A 19,151-nucleotide genomic window follows, 5' to 3' on the forward strand; every position below is an offset into this window, starting at 1 on the left:
TCGGTCGACACCACCGGTTGCGCTCGATCAGCTTTCCCAGACCACGGGCGACTTGTCGTAGCCGTCGCCGCGGTTGTACTCGGCCGCGGCGACCTTCGACCCGTCCGGCGCCGCGGTCAGCACACAGGTCTCGTAGGACGCGCCCGCCGTCGTGAAGGTCTTCGGCGCGCTGGTGGAGTCGCACTTCGGGGTGTCGCCGGAGATGATGACGCCCGTGCCCTTGCCATCCGTTCCGAGGCCCCGCAGGGACACCGAGGTGTAGCGCAGGTCGGTGCCGCTCAGGTTCTCGACGCGGACGCGCAGGTAGAACGGCGTGATGCCCTTGGCCTTGTCGCCGAACTTCGCCAGGTCCTCCTTGGCGCCCGGCTCGATGGCGGTGAGGGTGACGGCGATCGTGCCGTTCTTGTCCGTCGCGGCGTACGGGATCACCGCTCGGGCGCCGACCTTCAGCTTCGTGCCGGGGGCGGTGGCGTCACCGGTCGGCACCGGGGCCGCCGAACTCGTCTCCTCCGACGTCGTGGTGCTGGCGGTGGTGGACGCGGGCGCCGCTGTGCCGGTGGTCTCGGAACCGCAGCCCGACAGGAACAGAGCCGTCGCGGCGGCGGCGATGAACAGGGGGCCACGGGCGTGCGTCACTGCGGAACTCCTCGGGGAACTGCGGAAACCTGGGTCGCCGAGGAGGCTAGGTCGCTGGTGATCAGAGCGGTATCGGTCGTTCACACCACACGGTCAGAGGTCGTCGAGCCCGATCAGGCCGTCCTGGACGGCCCGCGCCACGAGTGCCGCCTTCGTGGGTGCCTGTCTGCCGATCGCGGCGTACTTGACCCGGATCCGTTCGAGGTGGGAGTTCACCGTGCTGAGCGTGATGTTCAGTCGTTGTGCCACGAACTCCTTGGACTCCGACTGGAACCACTCGACCAGGACCTCGGTCTCGCGCGGTGACAGTGCGGGCCGCGTCTCCGACCTGTCGCCCGCCAGTGCGCCCGCGAGCGCCGGCGGTGTGTACGACTGGCCGGTCGCCGCCGCGCGTACCGCCTGCACGAGGTGGTCGGCGCCCTCGGACTTGGTCAGGTAGCTGAGCGCGCCGATCTCCAAGCACTGCAGCGCGGTTTCGTCGTCCGCGCGCATCGAGTACACGATGACGTCGCGGCCGTCCTCGACGAGCCTGCGCAGCGCGGGCAGGGCTGGGGTGGAGCCGCCGAGGTGCAGGTCGAGCACGACCACCTGAGCGTCGGCACCGGGGCCGGTCCAGGCGACCTCGGGGTCCTCGCCCTGTGCCACGAGGGTGATCGGTGGCTCCGCGGTGGACAGCCAGTGCGCCACTCCGGCGCGCACCACGGGATGGTCGTCGACCACGACCGCCGTCACGTCGTCCGCCATCTCGCCTCGCTCCTCACCAGTCCACCGTGGACACTCGTCTCGACCGCGACGAGCGCGGGCGCGTCCTGTTCCGGCAGCGCGCCGCTCGCCTGCGTCACCACGGCCACGCGCACCTCGTCCGGCGTGCGCAACAGGCTCACCTTCGCACGTCCGTCCGCCACGGCGAGCGCGCGGGCCATCGGCGCCACCAGCTCGCGGCGCACCTCGGTCGGCACCGGCGTCGCCACGCCGCTCACCGCGAGGGACACGACCACACCCCGCCGTTGCGCCACGTCCGCGCACGCGGTCAGCTCGTGCAGCAACGGATCCGGCACGTCGTCGTTCTCCGCGAACAACCTGCGCAGCTGGACCGCCGCCACCGAACACCTCAGCCGGGTGGCCTCGTCGCCTGCGCTCACCACCTCGTCGGCCAGGCCCGCGAGCAACGGCAGCACCGCGCCCAGCTGTCCGGCGAACTCGGTGCGGAGGTCCCGTTCCCGTTGCCGGGCCAGCTCCTCGCGGGTGCGGGCGGCGTCGTGCTCGGCGGCGGCTTCTGCGGCCAGCCGGGCATCGCGCACCAGCACGCGAATGAGCACCAACGCGCCGAGCTGCACACTCGTGCCGCTCAGGATGACCACACCGGCCGTGCCCGCGTCGCCGTTGCCGTCGTGCAGGAACCACGCGACGGAGAAGGCGATGTGCGCGGCGAGTGCGGCGGCCAGGATCGTGGGGCGCTCGGTCAGCAGGAGCAGCAGGTACCAGCCGACGAGCCCGAACGCCCAGTCCGCGGGGCCGAACGACGCCGCGCCGGGCAGGGCGGTGGTCGCGAGGACCGACGAGGTGAGCGCCGCCGCGGCACCGGGCAGCGCGATGGCGGCGGGCAGCTCGGCACGGCCCGCGGCGACGGATCCGCTGACCAGCGCCAGCACGCAGGTCAGCAGGGCGAACGCCATCCAGGCGGCCGGGCCGTGGTCGTGGGTGACGAGGGCGGGCAGGGTGAGGCCGAGCTGGATGGCGACGACCACGACCAGCAGGACCTGGCGGGCGGTGGTGCGGACGGCGTGATCAGTCATCGGCGGGCCAGACCAGTCGGGCGGTCGTGCCGCGCGACGGACTCGAGTCGATCGCGGCGGCCCCGCCCACCGCCCGCAGCCGATCGAACACCGACCCGCGCAACCCACGCCGATGTGACGGCACGTCGGCGGGCACGAACCCACGGCCGTCGTCCTCGACCACGACGACAACGCCTCGACCGGCCCGCGCCACCGTCAACGACACCGCGGAAGCCGCCGCGTGCCGTTCGACGTTCGTCAGCAACTCCCCCACGGCCCGCACGAACGCCAGCGCCACGGCGGCAGGCACCGGCGCCGGCTCGCTCGACAGCGTCACAGCACGGTCCCGCGCCACCGCCGCGAGTGCGGCCGCGAGATCCACCGCCCCCCGGGCGTTGTCCCGTTCGGCCAACACGACCAGGTCACGCCGTGCCTGGACCGCGACGGCCGACGGATCACCGTCGTGGGCGGCCATCAGGAACGTCGCAGCGGCGGTGTCGTGCAACAGAGCCAGAAACTCACGCTCCTGGCGACCGCGTTCCAGGGCCAACGCCGCCGAGCGTTGCTGCGACGCGGCCTGGGAACGCAACTCGTCGACGCGGTGGCTCGATCGTCGCAACAGCAGGTAAGCGACTCGCGCCAGCGCAGGCTCCAGCACCGCCCGAATCAGCACCGCAGGACCGGCCACCACCACTTGCAGAGCGATGAGCAGCGCGGACAACGGCACGGTGACCCGCAGCGGCCACTGCCACTGCCAGGTGATCAGGGTCGTGGTGAGGACGGTGAGCGTCCACTGTTCCGCAGGACCACCCAGCAGCACGGTCAGCACCACCACCCGGACGAACGCCACCGGCAGCGCCACGCGGGGCACGCGGAAGTCCGCGATCGAGGTGAGAACGACGAACGCGAGCAGTGCCCAGCCCAGCGGTGAGTGCACCGACCAGGCGCCGAAGACGCTGATCAGGACCACCGCGGCGCCGCGAATCGGGCCCGCGAGCCGGGACACGGAAGCGAGGAGCCTCTCCTCCAGCAGCACGTCAGGCATCGAGCTCGTCCAGAAAGCGCGCCACCGGGCCGAACGTGAACAGGCCGGTGCCCGCGCCCGCCAGTTCGCCCGCGGCCGGCAACAGCAGCGCCCGCGCCCGCGAGCGCAGCGCCGGGTCCCGCAGGCGCACCGCCCCCATCGCCAGCAGGCACGCCCGCACCTCGCTGAGCAGATCGGCGGGGCCGTCCGGCAGCGCCCGTGCGGCGGCCAGCGCCTCGTCGACCGGCAACACCAGCGGGCGAACCCAGTCCAGGTGCGGACCCCAGTCGTCGGTGAGGTCCACTGTGGACGGACCGTGCAGGCTCAGCAACGCCAACGGCAGCAGTCCGCGCTCCATGCCCCACATGCCGGTCCCCCGCACGCGAGCGGCAGCGGCCCGGTACGCGCGGTCGGCCGACGCCACCTCGCCGGAGGCCGCGAGTTTCAGTGCCGCGTACCAGTCGGTGAACACGGAGACCAGCGGCAGGTCGTGGCGTTGGGCCAGGTCGTCGGCAGCCGCGGCGTGCTGGTCGGCCACGGAGAACTCGGCCAGCGCGGCGTGGGCCTGGACCAGGATCAGGTGGCCGAGGACCTCGTGGGTGACCAGGCCGGAGGCCACCGCGAGCAGTTCACGACCCAGCGCGGCGCGTTCCGGGGCGAGGCCGGTGCGGTGGAACGTGTGCATGAAGCGGGCGTTCAGCGCGAACGCGAGCAGCGCGGGATCGTCGAGGTCGCGGGCGATCGCCTCGGCTTCCACCGCCTCGGCCAGGCGGTCACCGGTGCCGCGCTGCTCCATCGCGATCGTCGCGAGCAGGCGGGCGCGGGTGGCGCTGGGGCCGGGGAACGCCGCCAGGGTGCGTTCGGCGGCGGCGACGAGCTCGGCGGAGTGCGCTGGGTCGTCGTTCGTGGTCCAGATGCCCGGCACGTCGAACGAACCGATCACCGCCGCCATCTCGTCCGCGTCGCGAGCCACCCGCAGGGCTTCCGAACGACGGGTTCGGGCAGCCTCCAGATCACCGCCGACCGCGAGCGCTCTGACCAGGCCGGTCAGCAGGTCGAGCCGGGTGCCGTCGGACGCCTCTATCGCCGCCTGCCACAGTCGCGCCGCCGCACGCGGTGACCGGGTCGACTCGGCTGCCGCGGCGAGCGCCCGGACGGCTGCGGGGCCGCGTGCGCCCGCCAGCAGGTAGTGGTGCGCGAGCAGTTCGACGTCGTCCGGCCGCGCGGATTCCAGTGCCGCCGCGACGACCGCGTGCCACCGTGCCCGCCTCGTCAGGGATATCTCCTCGTACACCGTGTCGCGCACCAGCGCGTGGGTGAACCGGGCACGACCGGGCGCCGGTTCGACCAGGAAACCCGCTTCCAGCGCGACGTCCAGCGCGTCGAGGACGTCGCCCGCCAGAGCCATGAGCAGGTCCAGTTCGACGTCACGGCCCAGCACGGACGCCTGGTGCAGCACGGTCCGCACGTCGGCGGGCAGCGCGGCCAGCCGGTGCCGGATCACGTCCCGCACGCCCGCCGGCACCGCGCCGAGGTCGCCGCCGGCCGCGTACAACCGGGCGAGTTCCTTGACGTAGAACGGATTTCCGCCGCTGCGTTCGTGGATCACCCGCACGTCCGGTGAGCCGCCCACCATCGACCTCACGAGCGCGGCGACGGACTCCTCCGCCAGGCCACCGAGCTCCACCCGCACCGGTTCGGCCCGCGCCAGCGCTTCCGACGGCACAGCGGTCCGGGTGGTGGCGACGATCAACACGCGCCCGGAGAGCTTCTCGCGGGTGAACGCCGCCAGCACCGCGAGCGTCTCGTCGTCGGCCTGGTGCAGGTCGTCCAGCACGATCAGCACCGGCGCCGCGGACTCCACAGTGGACACGACAGCACGACGGAGACCGAAGCGATCAGCGACGACCAGCTTCTCCCCCAACGCCTCCACGACCTGCTGCCACGGCCACGCCACCGGCGCGTCCTCCGGGCAGCGCGCCCAGACCGTCGTCCAGCCGCGCGCGGCCAGCACCGCCGAGAACGCCTCGGCCAGCGCGGTCTTGCCCACCCCCGCCTCGCCGCTCACCAGGGCGATCCCCAGTCCCGCGCCCGGCACCGCGCTCTCCAGGGCCGCCAGCTCGCCCGACCGCCCCACCAGCGAAGACTCGGCTGAGAGCAGCAATCGGGGCGATTGGGCCAGGATGTCCGACTCCAGCGAGCGAAGCGCCGCGCCTGGATCAACACCGAGGTTCTCGACGAGTGCGTGCCGGGCCGCGCGCACCGCCTCCAGCGCGTCGCCCTGTCGCCCTTCGCGGTACAACGCCAGCGCCAGCAGGCTCCACGCCTTCTCCCGCCACGGATGTGCGGCCAGGTGCGCACGCAGATCGGCGACCACTTCAGCGGCACGTCCAAGAGCCAGTGCGGCCTCGGCCCGGCGTTCCAGCGCGACGAGCCGCAGTTCCTCCAGCCGGTCGATCTCGGCGCGCGCCCAGTGCTCGTCGGCGAACTCGGCATAGGCCGGGCCGCGCCACAACGCCAGCGCGCTGTCCAGCACGGACAGGTCGCCACCGAGCATCTCCTCGAACCGCCACGCGTCCACGTCCTGCGCCCGCAGCGCATAGCCCGCGCCCTCGGTGACCAGCAGCGTCGACGGCGTCCTGGGTGGACGGTCAGGTTCGAGGGCCTTGCGCAGCGCCCCGACGAACGTCTGCACGGTGCCGAGCGCCCCGTCCGGCGGGTCCTCCCACAGGTCGGCGACCAGGACGCGGACCGGCACGACGCGGCGCCGCGCGACCAGCAGGCGGGCGAGCACGGCGCGCTGCTTCGGGCCGCCGAGGCGGGCGGATCCCGCGGTCAGCGGGCCGAGCACCCCGAACGTCACCACCCGCTGACCCTAACGCTGATTGGTTGCTGATCGGGCGCGCGCAGGGTGGGGGCGTGAACCGAATCGAACACCAGCGTGTCCAGGTCGCCGACGGCGTCGAGCTCAACGTCGCCACCACCGGCACGGGCAGCCCCGTCGTGCTGCTGCACGGCTTCCCGCAGACCCACCTGATGTGGCGGCACGTCGCCGCCGAGCTGGCCGCCGACCACACCGTGATCATGCCTGACCTGCGCGGATACGGCGACAGCGACAAACCAGCGGACACCGGCCTCACCTACGCCAAGCGCACCATGGCGCAGGACGTCGTGACCGTCGCGAAGGCGCTCGGCCACGACAGGTTCGCGCTGGCCGGCCACGACCGCGGCGCGCTCGTGGCCTTCCGGACCGGCCTCGACCACCCCGAGCACGTCACGCACCTCGCCTCGCTCGACGTCCTGCCCACACTGGACATGTGGGACGTCATGCGCGGCACGACCGCCGCCGTCGGGTTCCACCTGTTCCTGATGGCGCAGCCGCCCGGACTGGCCGAGGAGCTGATCAGCGCCCGTCCCGACGCGTTCTTCGGCCATTTCCTGGACGTCTGGAGCACCGCGGAGTTCCCCGCCGACGTCCGCGCGGAATACCTGCGGGCGAGCCGTGAGGCCGTCACGTCGATCGTCGCGGACTACCGGGCCTCGGCGACCATCGACGTCGAGCACGACACCGCCGACCGCGAGGCCGGTACGAAGCTGAAGATGCCGGTCACGGTGCTGCAGCAGGACTGGGGCGCCGCGCTCGGGTTCGACGCCGAGGCGTTGTGGCGGGCGTGGGCACCCGATCTCGACCACCGCACGGTCTCGTGTGGACACTTCATGGCCGAGGAGGCGCCGGAGCAGGTGGCGGACGCGATTCGCGACCTTTTGACCCGCTGAGTGCCATGACATCTGTCATGGCGAGGTCGTGACAGCTGGGACCCGCACGCACAGGCGCGGTTCGCGAGCATTGAGGACATGACAGAGACAGCTGTGCGGGCAGGCGCCGCGGTGGCGCTCAGCGGCCTGCGGAAGCGGTTCGGCGAGGTCCGGGCCGTCGACGGGATCGACCTGGTGATCTCGCCCGGCGAGGTGGTCGCGTTGCTCGGCCCCAACGGCGCCGGCAAGTCCACGACGGTCGACATGTTGCTCGGTCTGTCCACTCCGGACGGTGGGCGGATCAGCGTGTTCGGCAGGACGCCGCGCGAGGCGGTGGTGGCGGGGCAGATCTCCGCGATGCTGCAGAGCGGGGCGCTGCTGGACGACGCGACGGTGGCCGAGGCCGTGGGGTTGATCGCGGCGTTGCACCGCGGGCCGATGCCGGTGGCGAAGGCGTTGGCACAGGCGGGGATCGCGGACCTGGCCGACCGCAGGTGCACGAAGCTGTCCGGTGGCCAGAAGCAGCGGGTCCGGTTCGCGCTGGCGTTGGTGTGCGAGCCGGACCTGCTGGTGCTCGACGAACCGACCGTCGCGATGGACGTCGAGACGCGGCGGGCGTTCTGGCAGCAGATGCGCGCGTACACCGACACCGGCCGGACGGTGCTGTTCGCGACGCACTACCTGGACGAGGCCGAGGAGTACGCGGACCGGGTGGTGCTGATGCGGTCCGGGCGGATCGTCGCCGACGGGTCGGTGGCGCAGGTGCGGGCCGCGGTGTCGGGCCGGACGCTGCGCGCGGTGGTGCCCGGTGCGCTGGACCTGGACCTGCCGGGGGTGCGCTCGGCCGAGCGGCGCGGCGACCAGATCACGTTGACCTGCACGGACTCCGACGCCGCGGTGCGCGCGCTGCTGGCCCGTCACCCCGACGCCCACGACATCGAGATCACCGCGCTCGGCCTCGAGGAAGCCTTCCTCACGCTGACCGGGGAGGACAGCTGATGAACACCCGTTTCCTGGCCCTGGAACTCCGGCGCGCGGTTCGCAACGGCCGGTACCTGATCTTCACCGTGGTGGTGCCGTCGGTGATGTTCGTGCTGTTCGTGAACCTCTACGGCGGCGGCGAGGGGACGTTCCCGAACGGGCTGCCGGTCACCACGTCGCTGATGATGAACATGGCGTTGTTCGGCGTGATGGCCGGACCGCTGTCGATCGGTGCCCGGATCGCGGTCGAGCGCGGCCTCGGCTGGCAGCGGCAACTGCGGCTGACCCCGCTGAGCGGCTCGGGGTACCTGCTGACCAAGGGCGCGCTCGGCATGCTGGTGGGGCTGCCGGGAATTCTGCTGGTGTGCGTGATCGGCGCGGTCGAGGGCGTGCGGATGGACGCGCCGCACTGGCTCGGCGTGCTGGCGACGCTGTGGCTGGGCGCGATCCCGTTCGTGCTGCTGGGCATCGTGATCGGGCTGATCGCGAGCCCGGACGGCATGCAGGCGATCACGGGTCTGGCGTCGATGTTGTTCGGTCTGCTGGGCGGGATCTGGATTCCGGCGGACGTGGCACCGGACTGGCTGGCGACGATCATGAAGGCGCTGCCGACGTACTGGGTCAAGCAGCTCACTCAGGCGCCGTTCGTCTCCGGGGTGGACGTCAAGCAGGCGCTCTTCGTGATCACGCTGTGGGTGGCCGGTCTGTCGCTGATCGCCGTGCGCCGTTACCGCGCGCAGAACTAGGTTGATGGTCGTGCGCCGCGAGAAGAAGGAAACGGACAGGAGCAAGTGGTACTGGTTCGCCATCCTGTTCGTCCTGCTCTACATCCCCAGCGTGATCTACGACGTCATCGTCAGCGATCGCGGCGTGGCAGCTCGGGTCGTGCTGGTGGTGCTGCTTCTGGTCTACGGCCTGGGCTGGATGATCGCGCCGCGCGTGTTGTGGTCCAGCGGCAGCGAGAACGTCAACACGGTGCTGTGCCTGGGGTTGACGGTGGTCGGCCTGGTCGTCGTGTTCTGGCTGGGGATGTCGTCGGCGGGCCTGCTGGTCTACATCATGTCCACCGTGGCCGTGGTGCTGCCGGCCTGGCGCGCGATCGCGATCGACGGCTCGGTGCTGCTGATCCTCGCGGGCACCATGTACCTGACGCAGGACCTGCCGCGCGACGGCGGCCAGCTCGCCACGTTGCTGTCGATCTCGCTGGGCATGCTCGCGGTGGGCAGGATGATCCGGGCGAACCGGGCGCTGTCGGCGGCACAGGAGGAGATCGCGGCGTTCGCGCGGACCGAGGAACGCACCCGGCTGGCACGCGACCTGCACGACATCCTCGGCCACAGCCTGACCACGATCACGCTGAAGACCGGCGTGGCCAGGCGGCTGCTGGAGAGCGCGGAGCACGAGCGGGCGCTGGACGAGATCCGCGAGGTCGAGCACCTCACCCGGCAGGCGCTCGGTGACGTGCGCGCGACGGTCTCGGGCTACCGCGAGGTGTCGCTGTCGGCCGAGGTGGTGGGGGCACGAGCGGCGTTGCGCGCGGCCGGGGTCGAGGCGGACCTGCCGCACGCGGTGGACAACGTGCGACCCGAACTCCAGGGGGTGTTCGGGTACGTGCTGCGCGAGGCGATCACCAACGTGCTCCGGCACGCGGCCGCGACCCGCTGTTCCGTCCGGCTCGGCGACACGTGGCTGGAGGTGCGGGACAACGGGCGCGGGACCGGCGTCGGCGAGCCGGGGACGGGGTTGCGGGGGCTGGCCGAGCGGCTGGCCCCGATGCGTGGAACGGTGCTGGCGGGGCCGATGGACGAGGGCGGCTACCGCCTGCGCGCCGAGGTCGCCTGAGAATGTGCGGCTCGAAAACGTACGAGGAGATGGCGTGATCAGGGTGTTGCTGGCCGACGACCAGGCGTTGGTGCGGGGCGCGTTCGCCGCGATGCTGGGCCTGGAGCCGGACATCGACGTGGTCGCGGAGGTCAGCGCGGGCGACGAGGTCGTGGCCGCCGCCCAGCGCACCACGCCGGACGTCGCGTTGCTCGACATCCAGATGCCCGGCAAGGACGGCCTGACCGCAGCGGCCGAACTCCGCCGCGCGGTGCCGGCCTGCCGGGTGATCGTCTGCACGACGTTCGGGCGGCCGGGCTACCTCGCGCGGGCGATGGAGGCGGGCGCGGCGGGGTTCGTGGTCAAGGACGCCACCCCGGAACAGCTGGTCGACGCCGTCCGCCGGGTGCACGCCGGACTGCGGGTGGTGGATCCCGCGCTCGCCGCCGAGTCGCTCGCGACGGGGCACAGTCCGCTGACCGACCGGGAACGCGACGTGCTCGCCGTCGCGCGGGACGGTGGCACGGTGGCCGACCTGGCGAAGGTCCTGCACCTGTCCGAGGGGACGGTGCGCAACCACCTCAGCGCGGCGATCGGCAAAACCGGTGCGCGCACGCGGGCGGAAGCCGTCAAGGTCGCCGAGGACAGCGGCTGGCTGTAGGCCCCGCACACACGCCCCACCCTGGACGCTCCCAACCGCGCATCACCCAGCTGGGCTATCTGCACCACCGACAGCACGCTCCGTAGTCCCCCACCCGCCTGCCAGCCGGCACGCGGGGCCCTTTTGTCCGCTTCTGTAGTACGCGGGGTCCCCGCGTGCCGAAAAGTGGGGCTGGTGAGGTTCGTGTGAGTGAACGGCTGGCTGTCGCTGCCGATCGGCTGATTGACACCCCTGCCCGGTCATTCATACATTCGAAGGCACTTTGTATGATTGAGCCCGGGGAGTTGGTCCGCATGCGGCTCGGCAGGACCGCGGTCGTTCTCGGCGGCAGCGCCGCCGGTCTCTGCGCGGCGGGGGCGCTCGCCCCGCACTTCGACGAAGTGGTGGTGCTGGAACGCGACGAGTTGCCGGCCGAGGCCGAGCACCGGCGCGGGGTGCCGCAGAGCAAGCACCCGCACTTCCTGCTGAACTCCGGGCGGCGGGCGATCGGGGCGTTGTTCCCCGGTTTCGAGGACGTGCTCATCGGCGCGGGCGGGTTGCACCTGATGCCGTCGATGGACGCTGCCTACCTCGACGGGGAGGGGTGGTCGGCGCGCAAGCGGGCGTCGATGACGATGATCTACAGCTCCCGGATCCTCATCGAACGGGTGTTGCGCGACCAGGTGCGCGCGCTGGGCAACGTCGTCGTGCGCGAAGGGGTTTCGGTCAGCGGGCTGACGTGCCGCGACGGCGCTGTCGTCGGGGTGCACGCGAACGACGAGGAGATCGCCGCGGACTTCGTGGTGGACGCGATGGGGCGGGGCTCCGGAGTCGGCGCCTGGCTGGTCGCGGCGGGCTGGCCGGAGCCCGAGGTGCGGACGCTCGACGCCAAGGTCACCTACACCTCGCGCTGGTACGAGCTCCCCGCCGAACCGCCGGAGTCGTGGTGGTGGCGGCACATCGTGGTGATGCCGACCCTGCACAAGGGCGAGCATCCTCCCGAGCACGAGTTCCTGGTCAACTTCTTCCCCATCGAGGGCAACCGGGTGATCGCCTGCATGGGGTCGTGGGGACTCGACATGCCTCGCACCACCGACGCGTTCGTCGGATCGGCGCGGCGCGTGCGGACGCCGTTGTTCGCGGAGGCGATGGAACGATGCACGCCCACCTCGGACGTGCATCTCACGCGATCCACCGGCAACAAGTGGCGGCGGTACGACCGGTGGCGAACCCCGCCGCGGCGACTGGCGTTCGTCGGCGACTCGATCTGCGCCTTCAACCCGTTCTACGCCCAGGGCATCAGTTCCGCGGCGAGTTCGGCGTTGGCACTGCGCGGACATCTCGAACGGGCGACGAGCGTCGACGGCGAGTTCTCCCGGCAGTTCCTTTCGGCACAACGGAAGTTGCTGAGCGTGCCGTGGGGTCTGGCGATGGCGCGGGACCAGGGTTACGAGTGCGCCGAGGGCACGGAGAAGCCGCCCGAGTGGCGGCGCAGGCTGCTCGCGGCGGTGTCCGGACCGGCGTTCAGCTTCATCGTCGGCGCCGCCAGGGAGGACGCGGTGATCGACGAGCACTTCGCCAAGGTGTTCAACCTCGACGAGTCGCTCCGCGACATGATGACCAACCCGCGCGTGATCACCGGACTGCTGCGACACAAGGTCCGGACCGCGTTGGGACGTCAGCGGGTTCCGTTCGGCTTCGATCCGCGGGCAGAGCCGCCGGCCACCGACTACTCGGCTGCGGCGACGCGATGAGCACCGAGTGCGGGCCGGAGGCGGAAGCGGTCACCCGCGGTCTCGGGTTCGACTGTCACGACGTCTCCCCCGTGATGTCGGTGCGCGCGCCCTGGGATCTCGCGCACTGGACGATGCCGCTGCTGGAGCTGCTCGTCGTCGCGGGCGCCGTTTTCGCTTTGGTGCACGCGATTCGACGACGGCGCGCGGGCGACCCGATCAACCTGGCGCTGTGGTGGGCGTCGCTGGTCTACCTGTTCGTGATCGAACCGCCGCTGTACTTCCCGGAGTGGTTCGGACTCGACGACATCTACGGGTTCATCTTCGCCCACAACAGGTTCACCGTGCAGTTCATGTGGGACCGGCTGCCGCTCTACATCGTGGCGTTCTACCCGATGATCAGCCAGCTCGCCTATGAGATCGTGCGCTCGCTCGGGATCTTCCGGCAACGCGGCGCGCTCGTCGGGGCGGTGGCCGTCGCGTTCGTGTGCCAGGTGTTCTACGAGGTGTTCGACCACATCGGACCACAGCTGAAGTGGTGGGCGTGGAACCCGGACAACGTCATCGTCAACCAGCCCGCGATGGGTTCGGTGCCGTTGAAGAGCGCGCTGCTGTTCGCGTCCGTCTCGCTCGCCGCCATGACGTACCTGGTCGTGCGGATTCCGGGCAGGTGGCGGGCGTTGGCGGCCGGGGTGCAGACGCCGTTCACGATGATGATCGCGGGGATCCCGTCGAGCCTGGCCGGGACGAACGTCACCGCGCAGGCCTGGATCCTCGGCATCGAGCTCGCCCTGATCTGGGGCGCCGGGGTGTGGATCGTCGCGCAGGCCCGCCCGGACGAGCTGTCGCCGTTCGTCCGGTACTACCCGGCCTGCTATCTCGCGGTGATGGCGGTGTTCTGGCTCGTCGCCGGCGGCAAGCTGGTCAGCAGCGGGATCTACGCGCTCGCCTGCCTCGCCGGGGCGGGGTTCGTGCTGTTCCGGCTGTATCGGGTGGCACCTGCCTCCTCCACGTGAGGAAGGATGGTGCTCATGGGGCACCACGGATGGCAGGGCAACCCGCCCGGCACCGAGCAGGAAGCACGCCGCCGGATCGTCGAGGCGGCGACGGCGTGCCTCGACCGCGCCGGGCTCGCCAGGACCAGCCTGTCCGACATCGCGACCGAGGCCGGGGTGACCCGGCAGACCGTCTACCGCTACTTTCCCGGCCTGGCCGACATCCTGGGCGCCGTCGCGATCGCCGGCGTCGAGGAGTTCGCCGTGCGGATGGAACGTCACCTGACGTCGTTCGGCAGCCCGGCCGAGGTCGCCGTGGAGTCCGTGGTGTTCGGCGTCCGGGCCGTCCCCGAGGAGCGCTACCTGAGCCTGCTGCTGCAGGCGGGCGAGGGCGACTTCTTCACCGGCGCGGTCACGTCCCGCGAGTGGCTCGCGCTCGGCGCCCGGATCCTGCGCAACGTGCCGGTCGACTGGAGTTCCGCCGGTGTCGTCACCGACGACGACTTCGCCGGGCTCGCCGAGGTCCTCATGCGACTGTTCCTGTCGTTCCTGCGTTCCCCCTCGACGCCACCGCACACCGACGACCAGCTGCGTGACCTGGTCCGCCGCTGGATAGGCCCCGCGCTGGACCGTCGCGGGTAACCACTTCGACACAGGCCTCGGGTGTATCGCGGGCATATCGAAAAACCCATACGCCCCGGCAACCGGCGGCCGTCTTGGGTGGACGCATGTTCAAGGGCTGGTACTGGATGACGACGGAAACCGGCGCGGTGGTCCTCACGGTGCTCGCGCTGCCGTTGGCCGCACTGGTGATGTGTGCGCTGGCCCTCCACCGCCGGCGCGCCGGTGTCATCTCACCGTGGCGGAACTCGCTGGCCGACGTCGGCCTCGTCTACGGCACGGTGCCCTGGCTGTGGATCGTCCTGATGCCGGGCGCGTTCGCCGGAGAGGTGCCCGGCCGGGTCAGCCTGGTGCCGTTCGCGGACCTGCTCGACATGAAGGTGCTCGGGATCGTCGGCAACCTGCTGGTGTTCGCGGCGGTGGGATGTTTCGCCCCGCTGCGGTTCCCGGCGCTGGCGTCGCTGAAGCGGATCGTGTTCCTCGCGGCGGGCTGTTCGGCCCTGGTGGAGATCCTGCAGTTCGTCCTGCGACTGGACCGGGTGTCCTCTGTGGACGACGTGCTGCTCAACACCGTCGGTGCCGGGTTGGCCGCGCTGGCGTCACGCCGCTGGTGGCGCGCCCAGGCCGCCGCGGAAGATACGGCGGCGATATACCAGCCTGTCTAAGGTGCTCGGTGTGCGTGTGCTGATCGTCGAGGACGAGCCCTACCTGGCCGAAGCCGTCCGGGCCGGGTTGCGGCTGGAAGCGATCGCCGCCGACATCGCGGGTGACGGTGACACCGCCCTGGAGCTGCTCGGCGTCAACTCCTACGACCTGGCGGTGCTCGACCGCGACATCCCCGGCCCGTCCGGTGACGAGGTGGCCAGGAGGATCGTCGCCTCCGGCAGCGGCATCCCGATCCTCATGCTCACCGCCGCCGACCGGATCGACGACAAGGTCTCGGGGTTCGAGCTCGGCGCCGACGACTACCTCACCAAACCGTTCGAGCTGCGGGAACTGGTCATGCGGCTGCGGGCGCTCGACCGCCGGCGGGCGCACGTGCGGCCGCCGGTCAGCGAGATCGCGGGGCTGCGGCTCGACCCGTTCCGCCGCGAGGTCTTCCGCGACGGGCGCTACGTCGCGCTCACCCGCAAGCAGTTCGCCGTGCTCGAAGTCCTCGTCGGGGCCGCCGGTGGTGTCGTCAGCGCCGAGGAGCTGCTGGAACGGGCCTGGGACGAGAACGCCGACCCGTTCACCAACGCCGTCCGGATCACCGTGTCCGCGCTGCGCAAACGCCTCGGCGAACCCTGGCTCATCGCCACGGTCCCCGGTGTCGGCTATCGGATCGACACCCCGTGACCAGACGGCAGGGGCACAGCGTCCGGCTGAAGCTCACCCTCAGCTACGCCGGGCTCGTCCTCGTCACCGGCGCCGTCCTGCTGGCCGTGGCGTGGCTGTACCTGCTGCGCTACGTGCCCAACACCGAGAAGGGCCTGCTCGGCATCGCACCGAACCGGTACCTGCTGTCGCGCATCTTCGGCCGGGCCGCCGGCATCGCGCTGTTCGGCCTGCTCGTGGCGGGCCTCGCAGGAGGCTGGTTCCTGGCCGGCCGGGTGCTCGCACCCCTCGCGAAGATCACCGACGCGGCGCGGACGGCGGCGAACGGCTCGCTGTCCCACCGGATCCGGCTGGCAGGCCGCAACGACGAGTTCCGCGAGCTCGCCGACGCGTTCGACACCATGCTCGAACAGCTCGAATCCCACTTCGCCGAGCAACGACGGTTCGCCGCCAACGCCTCGCACGAGCTGCGCACGCCGCTGGCGATCTCGCAGGCCCTCCTCGACGTCGCCCGCAAGGACCCCACCGCGGATCCGGGCGAACTCGTCGAACGCCTGCACACCGTCAACGCGCGGGCGATCGACCTCACCGAGGCCCTGCTGCTGCTCAGCCGCAGCGACCGCGGGACCTTCACCCGCGAGCTCGTCGACCTGTCGCTGATCGCCGAGGAAGCGGCCGAAACCCTGCTCACCCTGGCCGAACAGCGCGGGATCACGCTCGACGTGACCGGCGAGACGACGCACTGCCCCGGTTCGCCGGCACTCGTCCTGCGGATGGTGACGAACCTCGTCCAGAACGCCATCGTGCACAACCTCCCGGCCGGCGGCACGGTCACGGTCACGGTCCACACCGAATCACGGCAGGGCGCGAGCGTGCTGCGGGTCAAGAACACCGGGCCGCCGCTTCCGGCGAACCTGCTGCCGACGCTCACCGAGCCGTTCCAGCGCGGAACCGAGCGCGCCCGCACCGACGAGCACGCCGGCGTCGGCCTCGGGCTGGCCATCGTGCACAGCATCGTCCGGGCTCACGGCGGCACCCTCCGGCTCATGCCCCGTCCCGGCGGCGGGCTCATCGTCACGGTCCGCCTGCCGAACTGACCGTCCACAACGGACCTCAGTGCGACACGCCGGCCCGCCCGGAATCGTCGACGCGCACCAGCTGCGCCCGCGGGTACTTCCGGCCCTCCATCGGCACCGGCGACCCGGTGAACGACACCGGCGTCCCCGCCAGCAACAGCGTCAGCCCCTCCGGCAGATCATCCCGGGAGACGAACCACGACCCACCCCGCGTGTCGGTGATGAACCCGTGCGCCTGCCCGGACTTCCAGGTGGCGACGGTCCCCCGCCGCCGCCCACGAGGCGCCCCCACCGGCGAAGCCACCGCCTCCGAAGACCGCACGAACGCTCGCCGCAACGGATAGTCAGCCGCATCGGCGGGCGCGAACAACGAGTCGAACCCGGGCGTGAAGTGCGTGGCCGCCCGCAGCGGCGCCGCCGTGCGCGGCGTCCACGCGGGCGCCTCCACCGCCGGCACGTCCACGACCGGCACGATCACGTGCACACCGCGGTCGCCGAGCCGCGTCACCAGCGGCGTGAAGTCGGCGTCCCCGGTGAGCAGGACGACCCACTGCAGCGGCACCGTCATCGCGCGGTCCCACGCCTCGAGCGCCAGCTGGACGTCGACACCCTTCTCCTTGCCGCCGTGCAGCGGCAGGTCGTGACGGACGATTCCGGCGGCGGTCAGGGCTGCGTCGAAGGAGGCGGCCGGCGTGTCGATGCGGCCGCGGGCGTAATGCGCTTCGGCGACCACACAGGAGTCGAGCGGCAGCCCCGTCTCGGTGTGGACGTACCAGCGCACGGCGTCGTGCAGGCCGTCCAGCGAGATCCGGGCCGCCCGCCGGTGCGCGGTGGCGTAGAAGTCGCTCAGATAGGCGAACCAGGTGCCGTCGTAGAACACGCCGATGCGGACGATCTTTCCCACCGGATTGACACTACCTCCGACGAGCGATCACACGGCGGCCCGGGTCCGGCGCCACGCGACCACGACGAGTCCGATCAGGCCGAACAACGGGATGGTGCTGATCGCCCACGACAGCCCCATCGGCGGCCCAGGCTGTTCCATCACCTGGAGGTTCTTCAGCTCACCGGAAGCGGGCCCCGCCGGGCCGGAGATGTCGAACCGGAACGTCCACGTGCCCGGCGACGGCAGCGCGTGGATGTCCAGGCCCCACACGTCGCGCTTGCGGGGATGACGTGCGAGCGGGGTGTCGTCCGGCCTGCCGCCGGCCGGGACCATGGTCAGGACGCCCTTCTTGCCCGCGATGCCGTCCGCGGGCGCGAACGTGAAGTCCAGCGACTGCATGGCTTTCACGGGCCACGTGCTGAAGCCGACGGTCAGGTTGTAAGGCCCCGCCTGCACCTTCTCGGTGTGCACGACGTTCACCGGCTCGAACGCGAGCGCCGGGGAGGCGAGGCCGAGCAGCAGGAAGCAGGTGCCCAGGAGTCCCAGCAACGTCTTACGCATGGCGATCTTCCTTTGCTGGTGCGAGGTGGCGCAGCATCTGACCGAACCGCCGGCCGAGCAGTGCGGCGCCGGCACCGAACGTGGCCGCGAGCACGACGGTGGCGAAGTACCTGCTGTTGGCGTGGAACGGGAGGCCGTGAACGAGGACGAGTTGCAGGGGCACGCAGGCCGCGACGAGCGCGCCGCCGAGAGCGCCGGGGATCCACACCGGCAGCCGGTGCAGCAGTTCCACCGCCACCGCGACGACGATCAGGCACATCGGGATCGCGTTGGGCAGCCCCGGGATGCCGTCGGCGTAGTCGCGCAGGGGCAGGCCCGTGGCGTCCGCGTAGACCCTGGCCGCCCACGGTGAGAACCACCAGAACACCGCCTGCAGCGCCGCCACCGGGACACCGACGGCAAGAGCGCCGCCCCGCCCCTTGAGCGCACTGGCCGCCATGAACAGGATCATCACCGAGATGAACGCCGTGCCCGCGGACACCGGGTTGACGAGGCCGCCGGGCACCGCGCGCAGGCCGAGCACGGTCACCATGCTGAACACCAGCAGCACGGCCGAGGTCCCGATCACGCCGTAGGTTCCCCAGCGCTGGTCGCGCGCCACCGCGAAGATCATGACCGTGCCGACCATCGTGATCGAGATCGACAGCAGCAGGCCGATGTGCGGCGGCGACTCGATCACCGCGTCGAAGCCGTACAGGCCGTGCCACCACTGGTCCCACAGGCCGTACACCAGGAACAACGCCGCGCCGGTGCCGGAGATCAGGTAGCCGACGGGTGCCGCGAACGTGCGGCCGAGGACGCCGACCGCGCGGCCGCCGACGATCGGGTCGATCGCCTTGTCACGCTTGGCGTTCGCGGTCGTGATCAGCACGACCGCGAGGCTCGCGATGCCGGAGAGCGCGCTGCCCGCGTACAGGAACAGGTGCGGCATCGTGAAGAACGTGTCCGGCCCGACGTCGGAGTGCCACTGGATGTCCCAGGTCAGGCCGATGAGCGAGAGCAGGGTGCCGCCGAGCACGAAGCTCGCCGGGACCAACCCCCTCGGCACGACGAACCTCGCCGGCATCGTCGTTGTCGCGCTGATTGCCACTGATCCTCCCCTTTCAGGTGAGCAGCAACGGGATGACGACCCGTTCCGCGTTGAGTGACACGGTGATCTCCCACTGCCCGGCCATCAGCAGGTCGACGTCGCCGACCTCGTAACGGCCGGGTTCCGCCGGTCCCGCGGTGATCGGGGCGAGCGCGTGGCCCATCTGCGGCATCGCCGGTTCGACCGTCACCGCGCCCTGGGCCGGGTGGCCCGCCCGGTCGGTCACCCGCAGGTCGAAC

General features: G+C 71.4%; 20 protein-coding genes. 11 read left to right on the top strand and 9 right to left on the bottom strand.

All coding sequences use genetic code 11. From position 1 onward, the window contains the following. Nucleotides 1-27 precede the first annotated feature (27 nt). The 5 genes from B0F77_RS19955 to B0F77_RS19975 all read right to left on the bottom strand — a co-directional run bounded on the left by B0F77_RS19955 (nucleotide 28) and on the right by B0F77_RS19975 (nucleotide 6,301). Nucleotides 28-636 carry a hypothetical protein gene (locus B0F77_RS19955; protein ID WP_086664434.1) on the bottom strand — a complete coding sequence of 203 codons (609 nt, stop codon included), beginning with the start codon at nucleotides 634-636 and terminating at the stop codon, nucleotides 28-30. 93 nt (nucleotides 637-729) lie between these two features. Further along, nucleotides 730-1,380, bottom strand: coding sequence for a response regulator transcription factor (locus tag B0F77_RS19960; RefSeq protein WP_086664435.1), 651 nt, complete (start codon nucleotides 1,378-1,380; stop codon nucleotides 730-732). Continuing rightward, nucleotides 1,365-2,432: a hypothetical protein gene (locus B0F77_RS19965; protein ID WP_086664436.1), complete on the bottom strand. Its 1,068-nt coding sequence runs from the start codon at nucleotides 2,430-2,432 to the stop codon at nucleotides 1,365-1,367. The genes B0F77_RS19960 and B0F77_RS19965 overlap by 16 nt, the downstream gene beginning before the upstream one ends. Continuing rightward, nucleotides 2,425-3,456, bottom strand: coding sequence for an ATP-binding protein (locus B0F77_RS19970; RefSeq protein ID WP_211293887.1), 1,032 nt, complete (start codon nucleotides 3,454-3,456; stop codon nucleotides 2,425-2,427). Before B0F77_RS19970 ends, B0F77_RS19965 begins: the two co-directional genes overlap by 8 nt. Next, nucleotides 3,449-6,301, bottom strand: coding sequence for an ATP-binding protein (locus B0F77_RS19975; protein ID WP_086664437.1), 2,853 nt, complete (start codon nucleotides 6,299-6,301; stop codon nucleotides 3,449-3,451). Before B0F77_RS19975 ends, B0F77_RS19970 begins: the two co-directional genes overlap by 8 nt. Before the next feature lie 53 nt (nucleotides 6,302-6,354). Between B0F77_RS19975 and B0F77_RS19980 the strand changes: the two genes are divergently transcribed. From B0F77_RS19980 to B0F77_RS20030, 11 genes are all read left to right on the top strand, one after another. Beyond that, nucleotides 6,355-7,212, top strand: coding sequence for an alpha/beta fold hydrolase (locus B0F77_RS19980; protein WP_169730954.1), 858 nt, complete (start codon nucleotides 6,355-6,357; stop codon nucleotides 7,210-7,212). 78 nt (nucleotides 7,213-7,290) lie between these two features. Then, nucleotides 7,291-8,190, top strand: coding sequence for an ABC transporter ATP-binding protein (locus tag B0F77_RS19985; RefSeq protein ID WP_086664439.1), 900 nt, complete (start codon nucleotides 7,291-7,293; stop codon nucleotides 8,188-8,190). Further along, complete coding sequence (locus B0F77_RS19990; protein WP_086664440.1) at nucleotides 8,190-8,918, top strand: ABC transporter permease; 729 nt, start codon at nucleotides 8,190-8,192, stop codon at nucleotides 8,916-8,918. Before B0F77_RS19985 ends, B0F77_RS19990 begins: the two co-directional genes overlap by 1 nt. 10 nt (nucleotides 8,919-8,928) lie before the next feature. Then, nucleotides 8,929-10,014, top strand: coding sequence for a sensor histidine kinase (locus B0F77_RS19995; RefSeq protein WP_245848426.1), 1,086 nt, complete (start codon nucleotides 8,929-8,931; stop codon nucleotides 10,012-10,014). Nucleotides 10,015-10,048: 34 nt separating this feature from the next. Next, a complete protein-coding gene (locus B0F77_RS20000; protein ID WP_086664441.1) occupies nucleotides 10,049-10,654 on the top strand; it encodes a response regulator transcription factor in 606 nt (201 codons plus the stop codon). 293 nt (nucleotides 10,655-10,947) lie between these two features. Continuing rightward, the gene (locus B0F77_RS20005) at nucleotides 10,948-12,387 is read left to right on the top strand and encodes an NAD(P)/FAD-dependent oxidoreductase (protein ID WP_086664442.1); all 1,440 of its coding nucleotides are present in this window, start codon (nucleotides 10,948-10,950) and stop codon (nucleotides 12,385-12,387) included. Next, nucleotides 12,384-13,382, top strand: a complete 999-nt coding sequence (locus B0F77_RS20010; protein WP_086664443.1) for a hypothetical protein — start codon at nucleotides 12,384-12,386, stop codon at nucleotides 13,380-13,382. Before B0F77_RS20005 ends, B0F77_RS20010 begins: the two co-directional genes overlap by 4 nt. 15 nt (nucleotides 13,383-13,397) lie before the next feature. Beyond that, nucleotides 13,398-14,003: a TetR/AcrR family transcriptional regulator gene (locus B0F77_RS20015; RefSeq protein ID WP_086664468.1), complete on the top strand. Its 606-nt coding sequence runs from the start codon at nucleotides 13,398-13,400 to the stop codon at nucleotides 14,001-14,003. An 86-nt stretch (nucleotides 14,004-14,089) separates the two neighbouring features. After that, nucleotides 14,090-14,647, top strand: a complete 558-nt coding sequence (locus tag B0F77_RS20020; protein WP_086664444.1) for a VanZ family protein — start codon at nucleotides 14,090-14,092, stop codon at nucleotides 14,645-14,647. A gap of 10 nt (nucleotides 14,648-14,657) precedes the next feature. Then, nucleotides 14,658-15,320: a response regulator transcription factor gene (locus B0F77_RS20025; protein WP_086664469.1), complete on the top strand. Its 663-nt coding sequence runs from the start codon at nucleotides 14,658-14,660 to the stop codon at nucleotides 15,318-15,320. Further along, nucleotides 15,317-16,396, top strand: a complete 1,080-nt coding sequence (locus B0F77_RS20030; protein WP_086664445.1) for a sensor histidine kinase — start codon at nucleotides 15,317-15,319, stop codon at nucleotides 16,394-16,396. The genes B0F77_RS20025 and B0F77_RS20030 overlap by 4 nt, the downstream gene beginning before the upstream one ends. Before the next feature lie 16 nt (nucleotides 16,397-16,412). On the opposite strand, the gene B0F77_RS20035 is transcribed toward B0F77_RS20030, so the two are convergent. The 4 genes from B0F77_RS20035 to B0F77_RS20050 all read right to left on the bottom strand — a co-directional run. Continuing rightward, complete coding sequence (locus B0F77_RS20035; protein WP_086664446.1) at nucleotides 16,413-17,279, bottom strand: NYN domain-containing protein; 867 nt, start codon at nucleotides 17,277-17,279, stop codon at nucleotides 16,413-16,415. 27 nt (nucleotides 17,280-17,306) lie between these two features. Continuing rightward, nucleotides 17,307-17,822, bottom strand: a complete 516-nt coding sequence (locus B0F77_RS20040; RefSeq protein ID WP_086664447.1) for a hypothetical protein — start codon at nucleotides 17,820-17,822, stop codon at nucleotides 17,307-17,309. Then, entirely contained in the window at nucleotides 17,815-18,870 is a 1,056-nt protein-coding gene (locus B0F77_RS20045) for a hypothetical protein (protein WP_245848427.1), read from the bottom strand. Before B0F77_RS20045 ends, B0F77_RS20040 begins: the two co-directional genes overlap by 8 nt. A 55-nt stretch (nucleotides 18,871-18,925) precedes the next feature. After that, nucleotides 18,926-19,151 (bottom strand): FixH family protein (locus B0F77_RS20050; RefSeq protein WP_211293888.1); only part of this gene is annotated, 226 nt, incomplete at its 5' end.

Source organism: Lentzea kentuckyensis (assembly GCF_002150765.1).
GTDB classification, from domain to species: domain Bacteria; phylum Actinomycetota; class Actinomycetes; order Mycobacteriales; family Pseudonocardiaceae; genus Lentzea; species Lentzea kentuckyensis.

Bases quoted from the DNA above. Each gene is read 5' to 3' on its own strand.
- B0F77_RS20010 (WP_086664443.1), top strand. From the start codon at position 12,384: ATGAGCACCGAGTGCGGGCCGGAGGCGGAAGCGGTCACCCGCGGTCTC.
- B0F77_RS20015 (WP_086664468.1), top strand. From the start codon at position 13,398: ATGGGGCACCACGGATGGCAGGGCAACCCGCCCGGCACCGAGCAGGAA.
- B0F77_RS20040 (WP_086664447.1), bottom strand. From the start codon at position 17,822: ATGCGTAAGACGTTGCTGGGACTCCTGGGCACCTGCTTCCTGCTGCTC.
- B0F77_RS19970 (WP_211293887.1), bottom strand. From the start codon at position 3,456: ATGCCTGACGTGCTGCTGGAGGAGAGGCTCCTCGCTTCCGTGTCCCGG.
- B0F77_RS20005 (WP_086664442.1), top strand. From the start codon at position 10,948: ATGCGGCTCGGCAGGACCGCGGTCGTTCTCGGCGGCAGCGCCGCCGGT.
- B0F77_RS19990 (WP_086664440.1), top strand. From the start codon at position 8,190: ATGAACACCCGTTTCCTGGCCCTGGAACTCCGGCGCGCGGTTCGCAAC.
- B0F77_RS19985 (WP_086664439.1), top strand. From the start codon at position 7,291: ATGACAGAGACAGCTGTGCGGGCAGGCGCCGCGGTGGCGCTCAGCGGC.
- B0F77_RS20020 (WP_086664444.1), top strand. From the start codon at position 14,090: ATGTTCAAGGGCTGGTACTGGATGACGACGGAAACCGGCGCGGTGGTC.
- B0F77_RS19960 (WP_086664435.1), bottom strand. From the start codon at position 1,380: ATGGCGGACGACGTGACGGCGGTCGTGGTCGACGACCATCCCGTGGTG.
- B0F77_RS19965 (WP_086664436.1), bottom strand. From the start codon at position 2,432: ATGACTGATCACGCCGTCCGCACCACCGCCCGCCAGGTCCTGCTGGTC.